13 protein-coding genes and 3 tRNA genes are annotated in these 16,144 nt (G+C 67.3%); 7 read left to right on the forward strand and 9 right to left on the reverse strand.

All coding sequences use genetic code 11. The features are described 5' to 3' along the window. Positions 1 to 2: 2 nt before the first annotated feature. The 8 genes from LGM42_RS05295 to LGM42_RS05330 all read right to left on the reverse strand — a co-directional run bounded on the left by LGM42_RS05295 (position 3) and on the right by LGM42_RS05330 (position 7,916). Positions 3 to 941, reverse strand: coding sequence for a carbohydrate kinase family protein (locus LGM42_RS05295; RefSeq protein WP_226231731.1), 939 nt, complete (start codon positions 939 to 941; stop codon positions 3 to 5). 132 nt (positions 942 to 1,073) lie between these two features. Next, positions 1,074 to 2,018 carry an ABC transporter substrate-binding protein gene (locus tag LGM42_RS05300; protein ID WP_226231732.1) on the reverse strand — a complete coding sequence of 315 codons (945 nt, stop codon included), beginning with the start codon at positions 2,016 to 2,018 and terminating at the stop codon, positions 1,074 to 1,076. A gap of 100 nt (positions 2,019 to 2,118) precedes the next feature. Then, complete coding sequence (locus LGM42_RS05305; protein WP_060318320.1) at positions 2,119 to 3,156, reverse strand: ABC transporter permease subunit; 1,038 nt, start codon at positions 3,154 to 3,156, stop codon at positions 2,119 to 2,121. Between the two features lie 40 nt (positions 3,157 to 3,196). Next, the gene (locus tag LGM42_RS05310) at positions 3,197 to 4,750 is read right to left on the reverse strand and encodes a sugar ABC transporter ATP-binding protein (protein ID WP_226231733.1); all 1,554 of its coding nucleotides are present in this window, start codon (positions 4,748 to 4,750) and stop codon (positions 3,197 to 3,199) included. Further along, complete coding sequence (locus tag LGM42_RS05315; protein ID WP_060318764.1) at positions 4,737 to 5,984, reverse strand: ROK family protein; 1,248 nt, start codon at positions 5,982 to 5,984, stop codon at positions 4,737 to 4,739. The genes LGM42_RS05310 and LGM42_RS05315 overlap by 14 nt, the downstream gene beginning before the upstream one ends. A 322-nt stretch (positions 5,985 to 6,306) precedes the next feature. Next, positions 6,307 to 6,393: transfer RNA gene (locus LGM42_RS05320), tRNA-Leu, on the reverse strand. A gap of 104 nt (positions 6,394 to 6,497) precedes the next feature. Further along, positions 6,498 to 7,487: an aliphatic sulfonate ABC transporter substrate-binding protein gene (locus LGM42_RS05325; RefSeq protein ID WP_060318329.1), complete on the reverse strand. Its 990-nt coding sequence runs from the start codon at positions 7,485 to 7,487 to the stop codon at positions 6,498 to 6,500. A gap of 342 nt (positions 7,488 to 7,829) precedes the next feature. Next, a tRNA-Leu gene (locus LGM42_RS05330) sits at positions 7,830 to 7,916 on the reverse strand. Between the two features lie 164 nt (positions 7,917 to 8,080). Between LGM42_RS05330 and LGM42_RS05335 the strand changes: the two genes are divergently transcribed. Then, a complete protein-coding gene (locus tag LGM42_RS05335; RefSeq protein WP_226231734.1) occupies positions 8,081 to 8,449 on the forward strand; it encodes a hypothetical protein in 369 nt (122 codons plus the stop codon). Between the two features lie 82 nt (positions 8,450 to 8,531). On the opposite strand, the gene LGM42_RS05340 is transcribed toward LGM42_RS05335, so the two are convergent. Further along, positions 8,532 to 8,618 (reverse strand) — tRNA-Leu (locus tag LGM42_RS05340). Positions 8,619 to 8,867: 249 nt separating this feature from the next. Here LGM42_RS05340 and rnr point away from each other — a divergent pair. The 6 genes from rnr (at position 8,868) to LGM42_RS05370 (ending at position 16,086) form a co-directional block, all read left to right on the forward strand. Beyond that, positions 8,868 to 11,342: a ribonuclease R gene (rnr, locus tag LGM42_RS05345; RefSeq protein WP_226231735.1), complete on the forward strand. Its 2,475-nt coding sequence runs from the start codon at positions 8,868 to 8,870 to the stop codon at positions 11,340 to 11,342. 148 nt (positions 11,343 to 11,490) lie between these two features. Next, on the forward strand, positions 11,491 to 12,234 hold the full coding sequence (rlmB, locus tag LGM42_RS05350) for a 23S rRNA (guanosine(2251)-2'-O)-methyltransferase RlmB (protein ID WP_006484150.1): 744 nt from the start codon (positions 11,491 to 11,493) through the stop codon (positions 12,232 to 12,234). 104 nt (positions 12,235 to 12,338) lie between these two features. Further along, positions 12,339 to 13,211, forward strand: a complete 873-nt coding sequence (locus LGM42_RS05355) for an N-acetylmuramoyl-L-alanine amidase (protein WP_059584325.1) — start codon at positions 12,339 to 12,341, stop codon at positions 13,209 to 13,211. 92 nt (positions 13,212 to 13,303) lie between these two features. Continuing rightward, positions 13,304 to 13,999 carry a ribose-5-phosphate isomerase RpiA gene (gene rpiA, locus LGM42_RS05360; protein ID WP_059584323.1) on the forward strand — a complete coding sequence of 232 codons (696 nt, stop codon included), beginning with the start codon at positions 13,304 to 13,306 and terminating at the stop codon, positions 13,997 to 13,999. Between the two features lie 282 nt (positions 14,000 to 14,281). Then, a complete protein-coding gene (locus LGM42_RS05365) occupies positions 14,282 to 14,998 on the forward strand; it encodes a FadR/GntR family transcriptional regulator (protein WP_060318338.1) in 717 nt (238 codons plus the stop codon). Between the two features lie 101 nt (positions 14,999 to 15,099). Then, complete coding sequence (locus LGM42_RS05370; RefSeq protein WP_226231736.1) at positions 15,100 to 16,086, forward strand: Gfo/Idh/MocA family protein; 987 nt, start codon at positions 15,100 to 15,102, stop codon at positions 16,084 to 16,086. Positions 16,087 to 16,144 lie beyond the last annotated feature (58 nt).

Consider the following 16,144-nt stretch of genomic DNA (forward strand, 5'->3'; position numbering starts at 1 on the left):
GTCTATTGCGAAAGCGCGGCGCCGGCGCCGGTGCGCTCGATCATGCCGGCCACTTCCGCGGCCGTCGGCGCATAGGCGCCCGCATGCTCGCAGACGACGGCCGCGCACGCGGCCGCGTAGCGCAGATGCTCGGCGGCCGACGCGTCGGGCCGGGCGAGCTGGCTCGCGAGCCAGCCGCCGATGCTCGCGTCGCCACAGCCGACCGTGTCGGCGACCTCGGTCGGGAACGCGGGCTGGAACAGCACGGTATCGCGATGCAGCAGTTGCATGCCGGCTGCGCCGCGCGTGACGAGCATCGTCGCGTCGGGCGCCCATGCACGCAGTTGCGCGAGCGCGGCCGCTTCGTCGAGTTCGGGAAAGAGCCCGCGCAGGTCCTCGTCGGATACCTTGATCCAGTCGGCGAGCGCGCTCAGCCGGCGCAGCGTGTCGCGGTACGACGGCGCGGCCATCGGCGCGCGGAAGTTCGGATCGAACGAGATCCGCTTGCCGGCCGCCCGCGCGGCCTGCGCGAGTTCGATCAGGCGCGACGCGAGCGGCTCGCGCACGACGCCGAGCGAGCCGACGTGCACGATGTCGGCCGCGTCGAAGGCGCCGGCCGGCAAGTCGGCCGGATCGAACACGAGATCGGCGCTGTTTTCGCCGATGAAGAAATAGTGGGGCGGCTGCTTCGACACGACCATCGCAAGTAGCGGTGCGCGGTCGACCTGCCGGATGAAGCGCATGTCGAGCCCCGCGTCGGCGCTCTTGCGCATCAGCTCGTCGCCGAAGGTATCGCGGCTGACCGTGCCGGCAAAGGCGGTCGGCACGCCGAGCCGCGCGCCGACGCGCGCGACGTTCCAGCACGAGCCGCCGGCGATGCTGCGCCAGTGCTGCGCGTCGTCGCGGATGAAGTCGGTCAGCGCTTCGCCGAACACGATCAGGCGGGGAAACGTCGTCGTCATGGGGAAACCTTGTGCCGCGGCATCGCACGCGGCCGTACAGCGGTTGATCTGAACAGGCGGGCAGTGCCGGCCGTCGCGCGCGCAGACGCGGCCCGGCACCGCCCGGCCTCGCGGGCGGCGCGGTCGCCGCGATCAGCGCGGGGAGCTCCAGCCCTTGTAGGTCTTCACGTTGTCGCGCGTGACGAGCGTCGGCTCGATCAGGATCATCGGATTGGCCGGCTTCTGGCCGTTCATGATCCCGTAGCCGACGTTGACCGCCTGCTGCGCCATCGCCCACGGATCCTGGCTCGACGACGCCTGCACGAGCGTGTTCGACTTCAGTGCCACCTCGATGTCGGGCGCGCCGTCGACCGACGTGATCACGATGTTCGGGCGGTTCAGCTGCTTCGCCGCGAGATCGGTGCCGATCGCCTGCGGGTCGTTGATCGTGAACACGCCGTCGAGCTTCGGAAAGCGCGTCAGGTAGCCCTGCATCGCATTCATCCCGCCTTCGCGCGAGCCCTTGCCGTCCTGGTCGCTCGACAGCAGCTTGATGCCCGGGTTCTTCGCGAGCACGGTCTTGCAGCCGTTCACGCGGTCGATCACGGCCGACACCTGCGGGCCGTTCTCGATGATCACGTTGCCCTTGCCGTTCAGCTTCTTCGCGAGGTAGTCGCACGCGAGTTCGCCGGCCTTCACGTTGTTGGTCTGCACGGTCGCGTTCGCGCCGGCCGCCGCGACGTCCACCGCGACGACCGTGATGCCGGCCGCCTGCGCCTTCTTCACCGCCGGCTCGATCGCCTTCGGGTCGGTCGCGTTGAGCAGGATCATGTCGACGTGCGCGGAGATGAAGTTGTCGATCTGCGTGAACTGCTTGTTCAGGTCGTAGTCGGCCGATACGGCCGTGACTTTCGCATTCGGGTTGAGCTGCTTCGCGCGCGCTTCGGCGCCTTTCACGATCGTGACGAAGTACGGATTGCCGAGCGACCCGACCGTGACGCCGATCGATTTCAGCGGCTTGTCGGCTGCCTGGGCGGTGGTGGCGCCGAAGGCGAGTGCGCAGGCGACGGCGGTCAGGGCGGCGGTGTGCTTGAACATGTCGTTGTGTCTCCGAGAGGTCTGTTGGCGAACGGACGCAGGAGGACCTGCCTGCGCCGCGATGGTGGAACGGTAAGGAATGCGCGGTGAGGCAAGCGTGTCAGGTACGGGCCGAGTCGCGCTGGCGATAGCGGTCGAGCGCGACCGCGCCGATGATCACCAGCCCCTTGATGATGTACTGCCAGATGTCGGACACGCCGAGCAGCACGAGGCCGTTGGTCAGCACCGCGATGATCAGCGCGCCGATCAGCGTGCCGACGATCGAACCGACGCCGCCGACGAAGCTCGTGCCGCCGAGGATCACCGCGGCGATCGCGTCGAGCTCGTACGACTGGCCGAGCTGCAGGCCGTTGGCCGCATACAGGCGCGCGGCCGACATCACCGCGCCGAGGCCGGCGAGCAGGCCCGACGCCGCATACACGAACATCTGGATCGCCCGCACGTTGATGCCCGACAGGCGCGCGGCTTCGGGGTTGCCGCCGACCGAATAGATCCGCATCCCGAGCACCGTGCGGCGCAGGATGAACCACGAGATCGCGATCACCGCGCACGCGATCACGACGAGCCACGGCACGCCGAGGATCGAGCCGTTGCCGATGAACGCGAACGGCAGTTGCGGATTGAACACGGTCGTGTCGTTGCCGATCAGGCGCGCGACGCCGCGTACGGCCGTCATCGCGCCGAGCGTGACGATGAACGGCGGCAGGCGCAGGAACGAGATCAGCCCGCCGTTGATCGCGCCGAACACGAGGCCGACGACGAGCGCGAACGGCACGCCGAGCCAGCCCCAGCCGGGAATGGTCGACGCGATGAGCGCCGCGACGGCTGCGGCGGCGAGCACCGAGCCGACCGACAGGTCGATGCCGCCCGTCAGGATCACGAACGTCATGCCGGCGGCGAGCACGATGTTGATCGACGCCTGCTGCGTGACGATCGACAGGTTCTGCAACGTGAAGAAGCCGTCGGTCAGGAAGCCGAAGCCGACGCACAGGACCAGCAGCACCGGCAGCATGCCGGCCGTGCGGATCAGCGATTGCATGCGGGCGCGATGATCGGCGCCGCGCATCAGGGGCGTGCGGTTGGCGACCGGTTGGGCGGTCGCGGAAGCGAGGTTCCGCTGCTTGGTCGGGTTGATCATTTCGGTAGCCTGAAGGTAAGAGTGAAATGAAAAGGGCGGCTCAGTGCCCGTCGGCCAGTTCGGCCTGCGAGCCGGTGGCGAGCGCGATGATCGCTTCCTGCGTGATCGGCGTATGCGTGTGTCCGCCGAGTTCGCCCGCGATCTCGCCTTCGCGCATCACGAGCACGCGATCGGCGACGCCGATGATTTCCGGCAGCTCGCTGGAGATCACTATGACGCCCACGCCGGCACGGGCCAGTTCGTTGATGATCCGGTAGATCTCGGATTTCGCGCCGATGTCCACGCCGCGTGTCGGTTCGTCGAGGATCAGCACGCGCGGCTTCGTCTCGAGCAGGCGCGACAGCAGCACTTTCTGCTGGTTGCCGCCCGACAGCGCGCCGACGTTGACGTTCGCGTGCGGGACGCGGATCGACAGCGATGCGATGGCGTCGCGCGCACGTTCGGCGCCGCGCGCGAGGTCGAGCGCGCCGAGCCGGGCATCGCGGTTGCACACCGAGATGTTGATGTTGTCGCGCACGCTCATGTCGAGGAACAGGCCCTGGCGCTTGCGGTCTTCCGTCAGGTAGACGAGGCCCGCGTCGATCGCGTCGCGCGGCGAGTGCGCGCCGAACGTGCGCTCGCCGAGCTTCACGTCGCCGCGCACGCGCGGCTCGGCCCCGAAGATCAGCCGCGCGAGCTCGGTGCGGCCCGCGCCGACGAGCCCCGCGATGCCGAGCACCTCGCCTGCGTGCAGATCGAGGCTGCAGCCGCGCACGCGCGCGCCGTCAGCGATGTCGCGGACCGACAGCAGCAGGTGGCCGGGGTCGTACGGCGCGTGTTCCTTCTTGTAGAAACCGGAGATGTCGCGGCCGACCATCATCCCGACGAGCCGGTCGGCCGACAGCGCCGCGCGCTCCAGCGTGCCGACGTACGTGCCGTCGCGCAGCACCGACACGCGATCGGACAGCTCGTAGATCTCCGCCATCCGGTGGCTGATGTAGATGATCGCGAGACCTTCCTCGCGCAACTGGCGGATCAGTCGGAACAGGTGTTCGGTTTCGCGCGACGACAGCGGCGTGGTCGGCTCGTCCATCACGAGGATCCGGGCGCGGGTGTGCACGGCGCGCGCGATTTCGACGAGCTGCTGTTCGGCGATCGACAGCGTGTCGACGAGCGTGTCGGGCCCGAACGGGGCGCCCAGGCGCGCGAGCACGTCCCGGCAGCCGCGCGCCATCGCCGCGCGGTCGATCGTGCCCCAGCGCCGGTTGCCGCGGCGCAGTTCGCGGCCGACGTAGATGTTTTCCGCGACGGTCAGGTTCGGCGACAGGCACAGCTCCTGGTAGATCACCGCGACGCCGGCATCGCGCGCGGCGAGCGGGCCGTCGATGTCGATGCGTTCGCCGTCGATCAGGATCTCGCCGCCGGCATCGGCGCGGTATGCGCCCGACAGGATCTTCATCAGCGTCGACTTGCCTGCGCCGTTCTCGCCCATCAGCGAATGGATCTCGCCCGGATAGACGGTCAGGCTGACGTTGTCGAGCGCGCGCACGGCCGGGAACGTCTTGCTGATCCCGCGCATTTCGAGCAGCGGACGGGGCGACTCAGAACGCGACATGGTGGACCTCCTGCGAGTCGGTGCGGGCGCCCTTGAGGATGCCGGCCCGCGGGGAGAAGTTGAAAAACATCGGCAGCGTGGCGGCGCCGATCGCGCCGGCGTCGGCGCCGAACGTGCCGCGTACGAGCACCGGCGTGCCGCGCGCCTCGGGCGCGGTGGCCACGAGCGCAGCGCGCAGGCGGGTCGTGACCGCGTCGAGCAGGCCCGCGTCGGTGTCGGCATCGATCACGACCACCGGTGCGTCGATCACGCACAGGACCGCGCGCAACGCCGGCGCGAGCGCGTCGACGCAGTCGTCGATCCATTCGTCGACGGCCGGCAGGCCGCGGGCGATGCATGCTTCGAGATCGGCGCGGTTCTCGACCGTCTCGCCGTGATGGCGCAGGTGGCGCACGAGCGCATGCAGCGATGCGCGCGCGAGCAGGATGTCCCACGGGCCGCGCGGCGGCGGCGCCGAGGCCAGCCGGCTCGGCGGCACCGGAATCACCGCGATGTCGCCCGCATTGCCGGTCACGCCGCGCAGGCAGTCGCCGTCGATCGCGATGCCGCCGCCGATCGCCGGCCCGATGAACAGGTAGACGAAGTCGTCGCACTGCCGGCCGTACCCGTAGAACAGTTCGGCGATCGCGGCCGCGTTGCCGTCGTTTTCGCCGAACACGGGCAGAGACAGCGTGCGGCCGAGGTCGGCCGCGAAATCGACGTCTTCCCAGGCGTGAAACGTGTCCGGCGCGAGACCGAGCTCGCGCATCCACGCGCCGAGGTTGTACGGCTGCGCGACGCCGACGCCGGTCAGGCGCGCGCGTTCATGGTCGGGGAGCAGGGCCTGCATCGCGTCGATGTCGCGACGCACGATTTCGAGCACGTCGGCGGGCGGGGGCAGCAGCGTGTCGTGCGAGCGGCGGCCGAGCACGTCGCCGGCGAAGTTGACGAGCGCCGTCTCGATGCGCATGCGGTCGAGATGGACGCCAATGCCGAACGCGCCGCGCGGATCGAGACGGATCAGCGAAGCGGGTTGGCCGCGCTGGCCTTCGGTGCGGCCGGCGAACTGGATCAGCTTCGCGTCGGCGAGCGATGCGATGATGCTGCCGACCGCCGTACCCGTCATGCTCGCGAGACGGGCGAGATCGGCCTTCGATGCGCTGCCCGCGCGGCGCAGCGTCTTCAGCAGCAGGCGCTCGTTGTAACGGCGCACGTTGGCCGAATTGCTTCCCTGGCCGAAGTGCGGGCTTCTCATGGCGTCTCCTTCCATGGCGCGCCGTTCAGCGGCGCATTAAATAAATCACGTTGATTTATTTAACCGCGTGAGCGGCGACCTGTCAGCCTAGGGAAATCCCGGTTGCGGCGGGGAAGGCGAGCCGGACAGGCAACACGCGGCTCGCTGCGGGGCCGGGAATTTCGGATTCGTCTGGTGAAAGTGGGGCCGGCCGCGCGTCGCGATTGTCGCTCGGGCCTGCGTGCGCAGCCTTTTGAGTCCTGGCGCAAAGCGCGCAGGCGCTTTGCTTCCTGGGCTTGAAATGAAAAAGGCCGGCTAGAAGCCGACCTCTTTAAAAAACAGATGGTGCCCAGGAGAGGACTCGAACCTCCACGATGTTGCCACCGCTAGGACCTGAACCTAGTGCGTCTACCAATTCCGCCACCTGGGCACGTTTCGCTTGATGCGATGCGAAAGACCGAAATTATAGCGTGCTGATTGAGCCTGTCAACATAATTTCATTCGCGACGATAAAAATATTGCGCCGCGAGGCCGTCACGCGCCGACCGGTTCCGCACGCTTCGCGGTGAAATTCCAGCGCTGCGCCTGGCTTGTATCGACGCGGGCGGGTAGCAGTCCAGCCGCCAGGAACGTATCGGCGATCTTCTGCTGTTCGCCGAAGTTTTGCGTGGTCACCGCGCGGACGAGGTAGCTGCGTCGCGCATTCGCCCGCGCGATCGTCGCGGCATCGAGCCCCCAGATAGGTGCGAGCGTGTTCGCGGCCTCCTGCGGATGGTCGCGCAGCCACGCGCCGGCCAGCGACAGTTGGTCGAACAGAATCTGGACGACGTCGGGGCGCGCGGCGGCAAAGCTGCTCGATGCAAGGTAATAGCGCTGGTACGACGCGAGTCCGTTGCCGTCGGCCAGGATCCGTACGTCGGGATTCCGGTCGACCGACGCGACATAGGGGTCCCACGTGATCCATGCGTCCACGCTGCCGCGCTCGAACGCGGCGCGGCCGTCCGCGGGCGTCAGATAATGGATCGCCACCTCGGCGGGCGCGAGCTTCGCGCGTGCGAGCGCGGCAAGCAGCAGGTAGTGGCTGCCGGCCGCCTTGGTGACCGCGATACGCCGGCCCTTGAGATCGGCGAGCGTGCGCAGCGCGCTGTCCTGCTTGACGACGATCGCCTGCGCTTTCGGCGAAGGCGCCTCCTGCGCGACGTACACGAAATGCGCATGCGCGGCCTGTGCGAAGACCGGGACCGTATCGGCCACATCGGCACTGAAGTCGACGGCGCCGACATTGAGCGCTTCGGTCAGCGGCAATCCGCTCGCGAATTCATGCCATGACACGCGCAGGCCGAGCGGCGTCAGTGCCTGCTCGAGCGTGCCGCGCGTCTTGAGCAGCGTGATCAGCGTCGACGACTTCTGGTAGCCGATGCGCAATGTGCCCGGCGCATTCTCGGCGTGCGCGCGGACGCCGGCGGCAGCGAGGCCTGCGGCCAGCATTGCGCGTGCGAATGCGCGGCGGTTCATCGACGTCATGAAGGGTGCTCCTCGTTGGATGCGTTGAAAGCGAGGCGGCTAACGTAACAACGGAGAGGGTGATTGATAACCGATAAATTCTGCTATCGATCGGAGCGGCCGACATAAGGGCCGAAGACAGGCGCTTTGCTTCCTGGGCTTGAAATGAAAAAAGGCCGGCTAGAAGCCGACCTTTTTAAAAAACAGATGGTGCCCAGGAGAGGACTCGGTCACCCAAGCGCGACCCCGGCTGCGCTTGCAAGCGCAGCCTTTCGAGCCCTCGCGCAAAGCGCGCAGGCGCTTTGCTTCCTGGGCTTGAAATGAAAAAAGGCCGGCTAGAAGCCGACCTTTTTAAAAAACAGATGGTGCCCAGGAGAGGACTCGAACCTCCACGATGTTGCCACCGCTAGGACCTGAACCTAGTGCGTCTACCAATTCCGCCACCTGGGCACGTTTCGCTTGCTGCGATGCGAAAGACCGCAATTATAGCTGGTCCCGAGTGACTGTCAACACAATTTCATCGGAGCCCCCAAAATATTCAGTCGCGCTCGATCGCACGTTCGCACCTCCTCGAACGAGGTTCCGGTGCCCGGGGCCCCGTATCGACGCGATCCGTGGCTCGGACCGGCAATTCGGACCACGAACTGTCGCATGTCGCGCTGCAGGCGATTCGCGTCGCGGGGATGTCGCTGCCGGCCGCGGCCCTCTCGAACAACGGCGAGTTCAAGATCCAGAGCGACGATTGCTTTTCCCGTGCACTCCACTGGATCTTCGCGGTCCTGATCCTGTGCACGATGGTGGCCGGATTCTCGCTGCACTTCCGCTGCACTTCATTACCAGCCAGATGTCTGGCGTTTCGTGTCGACGCGCAACAGGTTGCTCGCGTGCCGCCTGAGCCGGTGAAAGGGAGGGCTGGCGTGCGACTGCGTACGGTACGGCCGGCGGCGTCCGCCGGGCAAACGAAAAAAGTCGGCTTTCGCTGACCTTTTTGAATGCAGGAAGCACTTTGCTTCCTGGGCTTGAAATGAAAAAAGGCCGGCAGAAGCCGACCTTTTTAAAAACAGATGGTGCCCAGGAGAGGACTCGAACCTCCACGATGTTGCCACCGCTAGGACCTGAACCTAGTGCGTCTACCAATTCCGCCACCTGGGCACGTTTTGCAGTAGCTGCTTGCTGCAAAGAAGCGAAATTATAGCGCCCCAATTATCCCTGTCAACACTTTTTTGCGATGCATCGCAAACCGGCCGCCGCCGCGCCTGCGGGCGGCATTCCCGACATTTGGCGACACGGGCGGGTGATAGAATGACCCGCCGCCGTCAATATAGAACTGTCAGACGGACACCTCTATGTTGATGCCGTGCACCATCAGTCAACGCAACGAGAACAATCATCGACAAACCCTTGAGCAAATATCCGTACCCCATTCCGAGCCGTGAAGAAATTCTCGGCGTGCTGCGTACGAGCGACGCGCCGCTAGCCGCCAACGACATCGCCGAAGCCCTGTCGATCAAGCGTCAGGAGCGCGAGGGGTTCTTCCGGCGGGTCGCCGCGATGGAGCGCGATGGCCAGATCCGCCTCGACAAGCGCGGCCACTATCAGTTGACCCATCCGTCGAATTTCGTCGCGGGGCGTGTGCAGGGGCATCGCGACGGCTACGGGTTCGTGATCCGCGACGACGGCCAGGACGACCTGTTCCTCCCGAACGGCGAAATGCAGAAGGTGATGCATAACGATCGCGTCCTCGCGCGGATCGTCGGCTACGATCGCCGCGGCCGCCCGGAAGGGCATGTCGTCGAAGTCACCGAGCGCGCGAACAAGCGCGTGATCGGCCGCCTGCTGAACGAGAACGGTGCGCTGATCGTCGCGCCGGAAGACAAGCGTATCGGCCACGATATCCTGATCACGCAGAACGTGAAGAAGGCGAAGGTCGGGCAGGTCGTCGTCGTCGAGCTGACCGATTTCCCGAGCCGCCATTCGCAGCCGCTCGGCCGTGTCGTCGAGGTGCTCGGCGATATCGACGATCCGGGCATGGAAATCGAAATCGCGGTGCGCAAGTACGGCGTGCCGCACGAATTCAGCCAGCCGGCGCTCGACGAAGCCGCCGCGCTGCCCGACAAGGTGCGTCCGGCCGACCTGCGGTTCCGCGTCGACTTGCGCGACGTGCCGCTCGTGACGATCGACGGCGAGGATGCGCGCGACTTCGACGATGCCGTCTATTGCGAGCCGGTGAAGGTCGGTCGCGGCGACGGCTACCGGCTGATCGTCGCGATCGCCGACGTGTCGCACTACGTCCAGCCGGGCAGCGGCCTCGATGCCGACGCGCTCGAGCGCAGCACGTCGGTCTACTTCCCGCGCCGCGTGATCCCGATGCTGCCGGAGAAGCTGTCGAACGGGCTCTGTTCGCTGAACCCGCAGGTCGACCGCTGCGTGCTCGCATGCGACATGGTGATCACCGCGCGCGGCGAGATCAAGGCATACCAGTTCTATCCGGCCGTGATCCATTCGGCGGCGCGCCTCACGTACACCGAAGTCGCCGCCGTGCTGTCGAACACGAAGGGGCCGGAAGCCGCGCGCCGCGCGGATCTGCTGCCGCACCTGCAGGATCTGTACGGCGTCTACAAGTCGCTGTTCGCCGCACGTCAAAAGCGCGGCGCGATCGATTTCGACACGACCGAGACCTACATCGTCTGCAACTCGCAAGGCAAGATCGAGCAGATCGTGCCGCGCCAGCGCAACGACGCGCACAAGCTGATCGAGGAATGCATGCTGGCCGCGAACGTCTGCGCGGCCGATTTCCTGAAGCGCAACAAGCATCCGGGCCTGTACCGCGTGCACGCGGGGCCGACGCCGGAGAAGCTCGAGAACCTGCGCGCGTTCCTGCGCGGCATGGGCCTGTCGCTCGGCGGCGGCGACAAGCCGCACGCGAGCGACTACGCGGCGCTGATGGCGCAGATCCGCGACCGGCCGGACGCGCAGATGCTGCAGCCGATGCTGCTGCGCTCGATGCAGCAGGCCGTCTACAGCCCGGACAACATCGGCCACTTCGGTCTCGCGTACGAGGCGTACGCGCACTTCACGAGCCCGATCCGCCGCTACCCGGACCTGCTCACGCATCGCGCGATCTACGCGATCCTGTCCGGCAAGAAGTACGTGCCGAAGGCGCCGGAAGGCTTCGAGCTGAGCACCGCGCTGTCGCCGCGCGCCCGCGCGATGCAGCAGGCCGACGACGAGGCGCGCGGCCGCTCGCGTTCGAACACGGCAATCTGGGAGGAGCTCGGCCTGCACTGCTCGGCGAACGAGCGCCGTGCGGACGAGGCGTCGCGCGACGTCGAGGCGTGGCTCAAGTGCTACTTCATGCGCGACAAGCTCGGCGAGGAGTACGGCGGGATGGTGAACGGCGTGACGTCGTTCGGCATCTTCGTGCAGCTCGACACGCTGTTCATCGAAGGGCTCGTGCACGTGACGGAACTCGGCTCCGACTACTTCCAGTACGACGAGATCAAGAACGAGCTGCGCGGCGAACGCACGGGTATCCGTTATCGCCTGTCGGACCGCGTGCGCGTGCAGGTGAGCCGCGTCGATCTCGACGCGCGCAAGATCGATTTCCGCCTCGTGCGCGATACGCCGGTGAAGGCGCCGCGTCCGTCGCCCGCACCGGCTGCCGGCGTCGATCGCAACGGCAGCGGCCCGCGCGTGCGTGCGCTGCCGCCGGTGGAGGACACCGTGCCGCGTGGCAAGAAGGCCGCGAGCGCGCCGAGCGTCGCGGTGAAGGAAGCGCGCGCCGCACGTGGCGCCGCGAAGAAGAAGGGCGGCGGTGGCGGCGGCGCGCCGGCGAAGCCGACCGCGAAGAAGGCCCGCGCCCGCAAGAAGTACTGAGCGTTCGGGGCGGCGTGTGCGCACGCCCTGCAGTATCGAGAGACGCCGCGTTACCGGCCATCGGCCGGCCACGCGGCGCTTTCCTTTTCCATGGATCGCGGCTGCGCGCATCGCGCGGCCGCCTGTTTGATCGAAGGTTGTTCCAGTCATGTCACGTCTGAAGGTTCTTTACGGTTTTCATGCGGTGACCGCACGTTTGCGGCACGATGCATCGACGGTGGCGGAGGTGCTGTACGACCAGACGCGCCGCGACCGCCGCATGCAGGAGTTCCTGCACGCCGCGAAGGAAGCGGGCGTGCGGCTGATCGCAGCCGACGAAACGCGCCTGTGGGGGCTCGCGCATACCGAGCGCCACCAGGGCGTCGTCGCGCGCGTCGAGGACATGCCGCTCGCGCAGAACCTGTCCGAGCTGCTCGACGGCATCAACGGGCCCGCGCTGCTGCTCGTGCTCGACGGCGTCACCGATCCGCACAATCTCGGCGCGTGCCTGCGGGTCGCCGATTCGGCCGGCGCGCACGCGGTCATTGCGCCGCGCGACCGGGCGGTCGGCCTGAACGCGACTGCCGCCAAGGTGGCGAGCGGTGCAGCCGATACCGTGCCCTACATCACCGTGACGAACCTCGCCCGTGCGCTGCGCGAGCTGAAGGAAGCCGGCGTGTGGATCATCGGGACGTCGGACGAGGCGCCGGCGACGCTCTACGAAACGAAGCTCGACGGCCCGGTCGCGCTCGTGATGGGCGCGGAAGGCGAAGGCATGCGTCGGCTCACGCGCGACACCTGCGACGAAGTGATGAGCATCCCGATGGCCGGCAGCGTGGAAAGCCTGAACGTGTCGGTCGCGAGCGGCGTGTGCCTGTACGAAGCCGTGCGCCAGCGGCGCGTGAAGGGCTGAGCCCCGGGCCCGCCCGTCCCGCGCGCGATGCGCGGGCGTCGAATCACCCAAGCGACGCGTGCCCCGATGCAAGGCGGCACGCGGCTACCCGGAACCCGCGACCGATGACCCTGTTTCGTGCCGGCATCTCCTGCGCCGTGCTCGGCCTGCTGGCGGCCTGCACGTCGCCGTCGCTCGTCGAGCGCGGCACCTACTACGCCGACACGAGCCTGCACGCGCGCGGCGCCGATTCGCGGATTCGCTTTCTCGTGATGCACTACACCGAAAGCGACGAGACGAAATCCTTGCGCACGTTGACCGGTGATTCGGTCAGCGTGCACTACGTCGTTCCGCCGCGGCCGCCCACCGAGCGCGGGATGCCCGTCGTCCACCAACTCGTTCCGGAAGCGCGGCGTGCATGGCACGCGGGCGTCAGCGAGTGGCAGGGCACGACCGAGCTGAACGCGGTGTCGATCGGCATCGAGAACGTGAACCGCGGCCCGCTCGACCCGCAGCAGCGCACCTGGCAGCCGTATCCACCCGAACAGGTCGACGCGCTGATCCGCCTGTCGAAGGACATCGTCGCGCGCTACGGGATTGCGCCGACGCGCGTGGTCGGGCACAGCGACATCGCGCCGCAACGCAAGATCGATCCCGGGCCGCTGTTCCCGTGGCATGCGCTCGCGCAAGCAGGCATCGGCGCGTGGCCGGACGACGCCACCGTTGCCGCGCGGCTCGGCGGCCGCGACCCGCACGCGCCGGTCGACGTGCGCGAACTGCAGCTCAAGCTCGCGCGCTACGGCTACGACGTGCCGACCGACGGCGTGCTCGACACGCGCACGCGGCGCGTGTTCGCGGCGTTCCAGATGCATTTCCGGCCGTCCGACTACGCGGGCGACCCGGACGCGGAAAGCGACGCGATCGCGCAGGCGCTGCTCGACAAGTACTTCCCCGGCGCGCAAACGGCGGTCCCCGCTCCGGTGGCCGACACGCGCTGAATGCGCGGCGCATTGCACGCCGAAAAACGCGGGGGCGTCCGCCGACTCCGGTAAACTGGCGGTTTTCAGCAATCCCGCAGCATTACCACGCCATGACTCAAGACGAACTCAAACGCCTCGTCGGCCAGGCCGCCGCCGATTACGTGATCCAGAACGTGCCGGAAGGCGCCGTGATCGGTGTCGGCACCGGCTCGACCGCCAACTGCTTCATCGACGCGCTCGCGGCCGTCAAGTCGCGCTATCGCGGCGCCGTGTCGAGCTCGGTCGCCACGACCGAACGCCTGAAATCGCACGGCATCAAGGTGTTCGACCTGAACGAGATCGACTCGCTGCAGGTGTACGTCGACGGCGCCGACGAGATCGACGCCGGCGGCGCGATGATCAAGGGCGGCGGCGGCGCGCTGACGCGCGAGAAGATCGTCGCGTCGGTGGCCGACACGTTCGTCTGCATTGCGGACGCGAGCAAGCGCGTGCCGGTGCTCGGCGCGTTCCCGCTGCCGATCGAGGTCGTACCGATGGCGCGCACGGCGATCGGCCGGCGCGTGACCGCGCTCGGCGGCGTGCCCGTGCTGCGCGTGACGAAGGACGGCGCACCCTACATCACCGACAACGGCAACGAGATCATCGACGTGAAGGGCCTGCAGATCGCCGATCCGCGCGGTTTCGAGGCACAGGTGAACGCATGGCCGGGCGTCGTGACGGTCGGCCTGTTCGCCGAGCGCGGCGCGAATCTGTGCTTGCTCGGCACGGAAAACGGCGTTGAAACGATCGCTTATCCGGCTGGCTGAAACTGAATGAGAAGCAGTCCGTAACGGCGCGGTATCGGTCGTCACGGATTGCATAGTTAAATCTTGTGGAAACCGGGGTCCGGCAGGCGCGGCGCGCTTCCCGGGCTTTTTTTTTAGCCGTATAAATCACCTCGTTCAAAAGAGGGATAACCCTGTCAGGTGTTTACCAGATAGCGAAATATCGTCGAACTCATCAACTTATAGATCATAAGAACAGAGTAGTAACCAGGGCCGGCGGAACTGCGGAGCAGGTGTTCGCAAATCGACGCACGGGGAGGTGTCATGGAGCAGGGCAAAGACCGGTCACTGGTCGCCAAAGTGATGGATGGGCTTGTCTCGGGTATCGTCGAGGACAAGTACGGCGGCATCTTGCCGCCGCAGGACGTGCTGTCGAAAGAGTTCGACGTGAGCCGTACGGTGATGCGGGAGGCGTTGTCGATGTTGCTTGCGCGCGACATGCTCGACGTGCGTCCGAAAGTCGGGACGCGCGTGCGGCCCATGCGCGACTGGCGGATGATCGACGAAGACGTCGTGAGCTGGCGATTTCGGGCAAAGCCCGATCCGCAGTTCATGCGCGACGTCATCGAATTCCGGATGCTGATCGAACCACGCGCGACCGCGCAGGCCGCCGTGCGTGCGACGGCCGCCGACATCGCGGGCATTCGCGAAGCGTTCGATGCGTTCAAGGTGCTGCAGCCGGGCGATTCCGGCTACGACACGGCGGACGAGTTGCTGCATACGCGGATCGTCCAGGCAAGCGGCAACCAGTTCTTCCAGCAGATGGCGGCGATCGTGCGCGGGGCGGTGCGTCTCGTGAATCCGCGCGTCGTGCAGAAGGAAGGCGCGCACGACATCGCGGTGAAGGCGCATGCGCGCGTCGTCGACGCGATCGAGCGGCGCGACCCGCGCGAAGCCGAAGCGGCGTCGCTCGCGCTGATCGATTTCAGCGCGGACGAGATTTCGCGCGATTTCTCGGTCGACGTGCCGGTGCGGGCCTGACGGCGCGCGTGTCGTCCATCCGTGTGCCGCGGGGCCGTTTATCATGACGGCCGGCCGGCAGCGTGCCGGCAACCGCCATACGACCGACACGGAAGATCAGGATGAACGACAACGACCATCGCCCGGTGCGCTTCGGCATCGTCGGCGCAGGCAGCATCGCGCGCCGCTTCGCGCAAAGCCTCGCGCACGTGCCGGGCGCCACGCTCGCCGGCGCCTGGGCCCGCCGCGCCGACGCAACGGCCGCCTTCTGCGAGACATGCGGCGGCACGCCTGCCGCGAGCCTCGACGCGCTCCTCGCGAGCGATATCGACGCGATCTACATCGCGACGCTCCATGACAGCCATGCGCAGTACACGCTGGCCGCACTGACTGCCGGCAAGGCGGTGCTGTGCGAGAAGCCCGCCGCGCTGAACGCCGCGCAACTCGACACGGTGCTGCACGCGGCGCGCGCTGCCGGGCGGCTCTTCATGGAGGCGATGAAGCCGCCATTCTTCCCGCTGTACCGTCAGTTGCGTGCGCACCTGCGTGACGATCCGATCGGCGAGATCCGGCTCGTGCGGGCGGGCTGCGCATCGTCGTCGGTGCCGGAGGCGCATTCCGTCTATCGGCTCGATCGCGCGGGCGGCGCGCTGCTCGACATCGGCATCTACGAGGCGTTCCTTGCCGTCGACTGGCTCGGCGCGGCGCGCGACGTGCAGACGCTCGGACGCGTCGGCGCGACGGGCGTCGACCTGTTCGCGAGCCTGAACAGCGTGCATGAGAACGGCGGGATCGCGCAGCTCTTTTGCGGTCTCGACGTGATGGGGCGCGGCGACGCGCTGATCGCCGCGGCGGGCGGCCACGTGACGATTCACGAGAAGTGGTGGAACCCCGCGCGTGCGACGATCCGCTACGCGGACGGGCGCACCGTCGAGCTCGATGCGCCGGTCGACGGCGGCGGGCTGAACTACGAGACCGAGCACTTCTGCGATCTGCTGCGTGCGGGCGAGACCGAAAGCCCGATCATGACGCACGACCATTCGCGGCGGATGATCGCGATGACCGATGCGGCGCGCGCCGTGCTCGGCGTGCGTTATTCGGGCGAATAGACGGAAAGACGGGAAGGTGGGCGTCGGGCCGGCGAGCGCCGGCCCGGTGCAGCCGCGT

Origin of the sequence: Burkholderia sp. AU39826, from assembly GCF_020419965.1 — a bacterium.
GTDB classification, from domain to species: domain Bacteria; phylum Pseudomonadota; class Gammaproteobacteria; order Burkholderiales; family Burkholderiaceae; genus Burkholderia; species Burkholderia semiarida.

What these genes read in the sequence shown, in the direction of transcription:
- LGM42_RS05370 (WP_226231736.1), top strand. Translation starts at nt 15,100, where the DNA reads ATGAACGACAACGACCATCGCCCGGTGCGCTTCGGCATCGTCGGCGCA.
- LGM42_RS05365 (WP_060318338.1), top strand. Translation starts at nt 14,282, where the DNA reads ATGGAGCAGGGCAAAGACCGGTCACTGGTCGCCAAAGTGATGGATGGG.
- LGM42_RS05355 (WP_059584325.1), top strand. Translation starts at nt 12,339, where the DNA reads ATGACCCTGTTTCGTGCCGGCATCTCCTGCGCCGTGCTCGGCCTGCTG.
- rpiA (WP_059584323.1), top strand. Translation starts at nt 13,304, where the DNA reads ATGACTCAAGACGAACTCAAACGCCTCGTCGGCCAGGCCGCCGCCGAT.
- LGM42_RS05305 (WP_060318320.1), bottom strand. Translation starts at nt 3,156, where the DNA reads ATGATCAACCCGACCAAGCAGCGGAACCTCGCTTCCGCGACCGCCCAA.
- LGM42_RS05310 (WP_226231733.1), bottom strand. Translation starts at nt 4,750, where the DNA reads ATGTCGCGTTCTGAGTCGCCCCGTCCGCTGCTCGAAATGCGCGGGATC.
- LGM42_RS05295 (WP_226231731.1), bottom strand. Translation starts at nt 941, where the DNA reads ATGACGACGACGTTTCCCCGCCTGATCGTGTTCGGCGAAGCGCTGACC.
- rlmB (WP_006484150.1), top strand. Translation starts at nt 11,491, where the DNA reads ATGTCACGTCTGAAGGTTCTTTACGGTTTTCATGCGGTGACCGCACGT.
- LGM42_RS05300 (WP_226231732.1), bottom strand. Translation starts at nt 2,018, where the DNA reads ATGTTCAAGCACACCGCCGCCCTGACCGCCGTCGCCTGCGCACTCGCC.
- LGM42_RS05315 (WP_060318764.1), bottom strand. Translation starts at nt 5,984, where the DNA reads ATGAGAAGCCCGCACTTCGGCCAGGGAAGCAATTCGGCCAACGTGCGC.
- LGM42_RS05325 (WP_060318329.1), bottom strand. Translation starts at nt 7,487, where the DNA reads ATGACGTCGATGAACCGCCGCGCATTCGCACGCGCAATGCTGGCCGCA.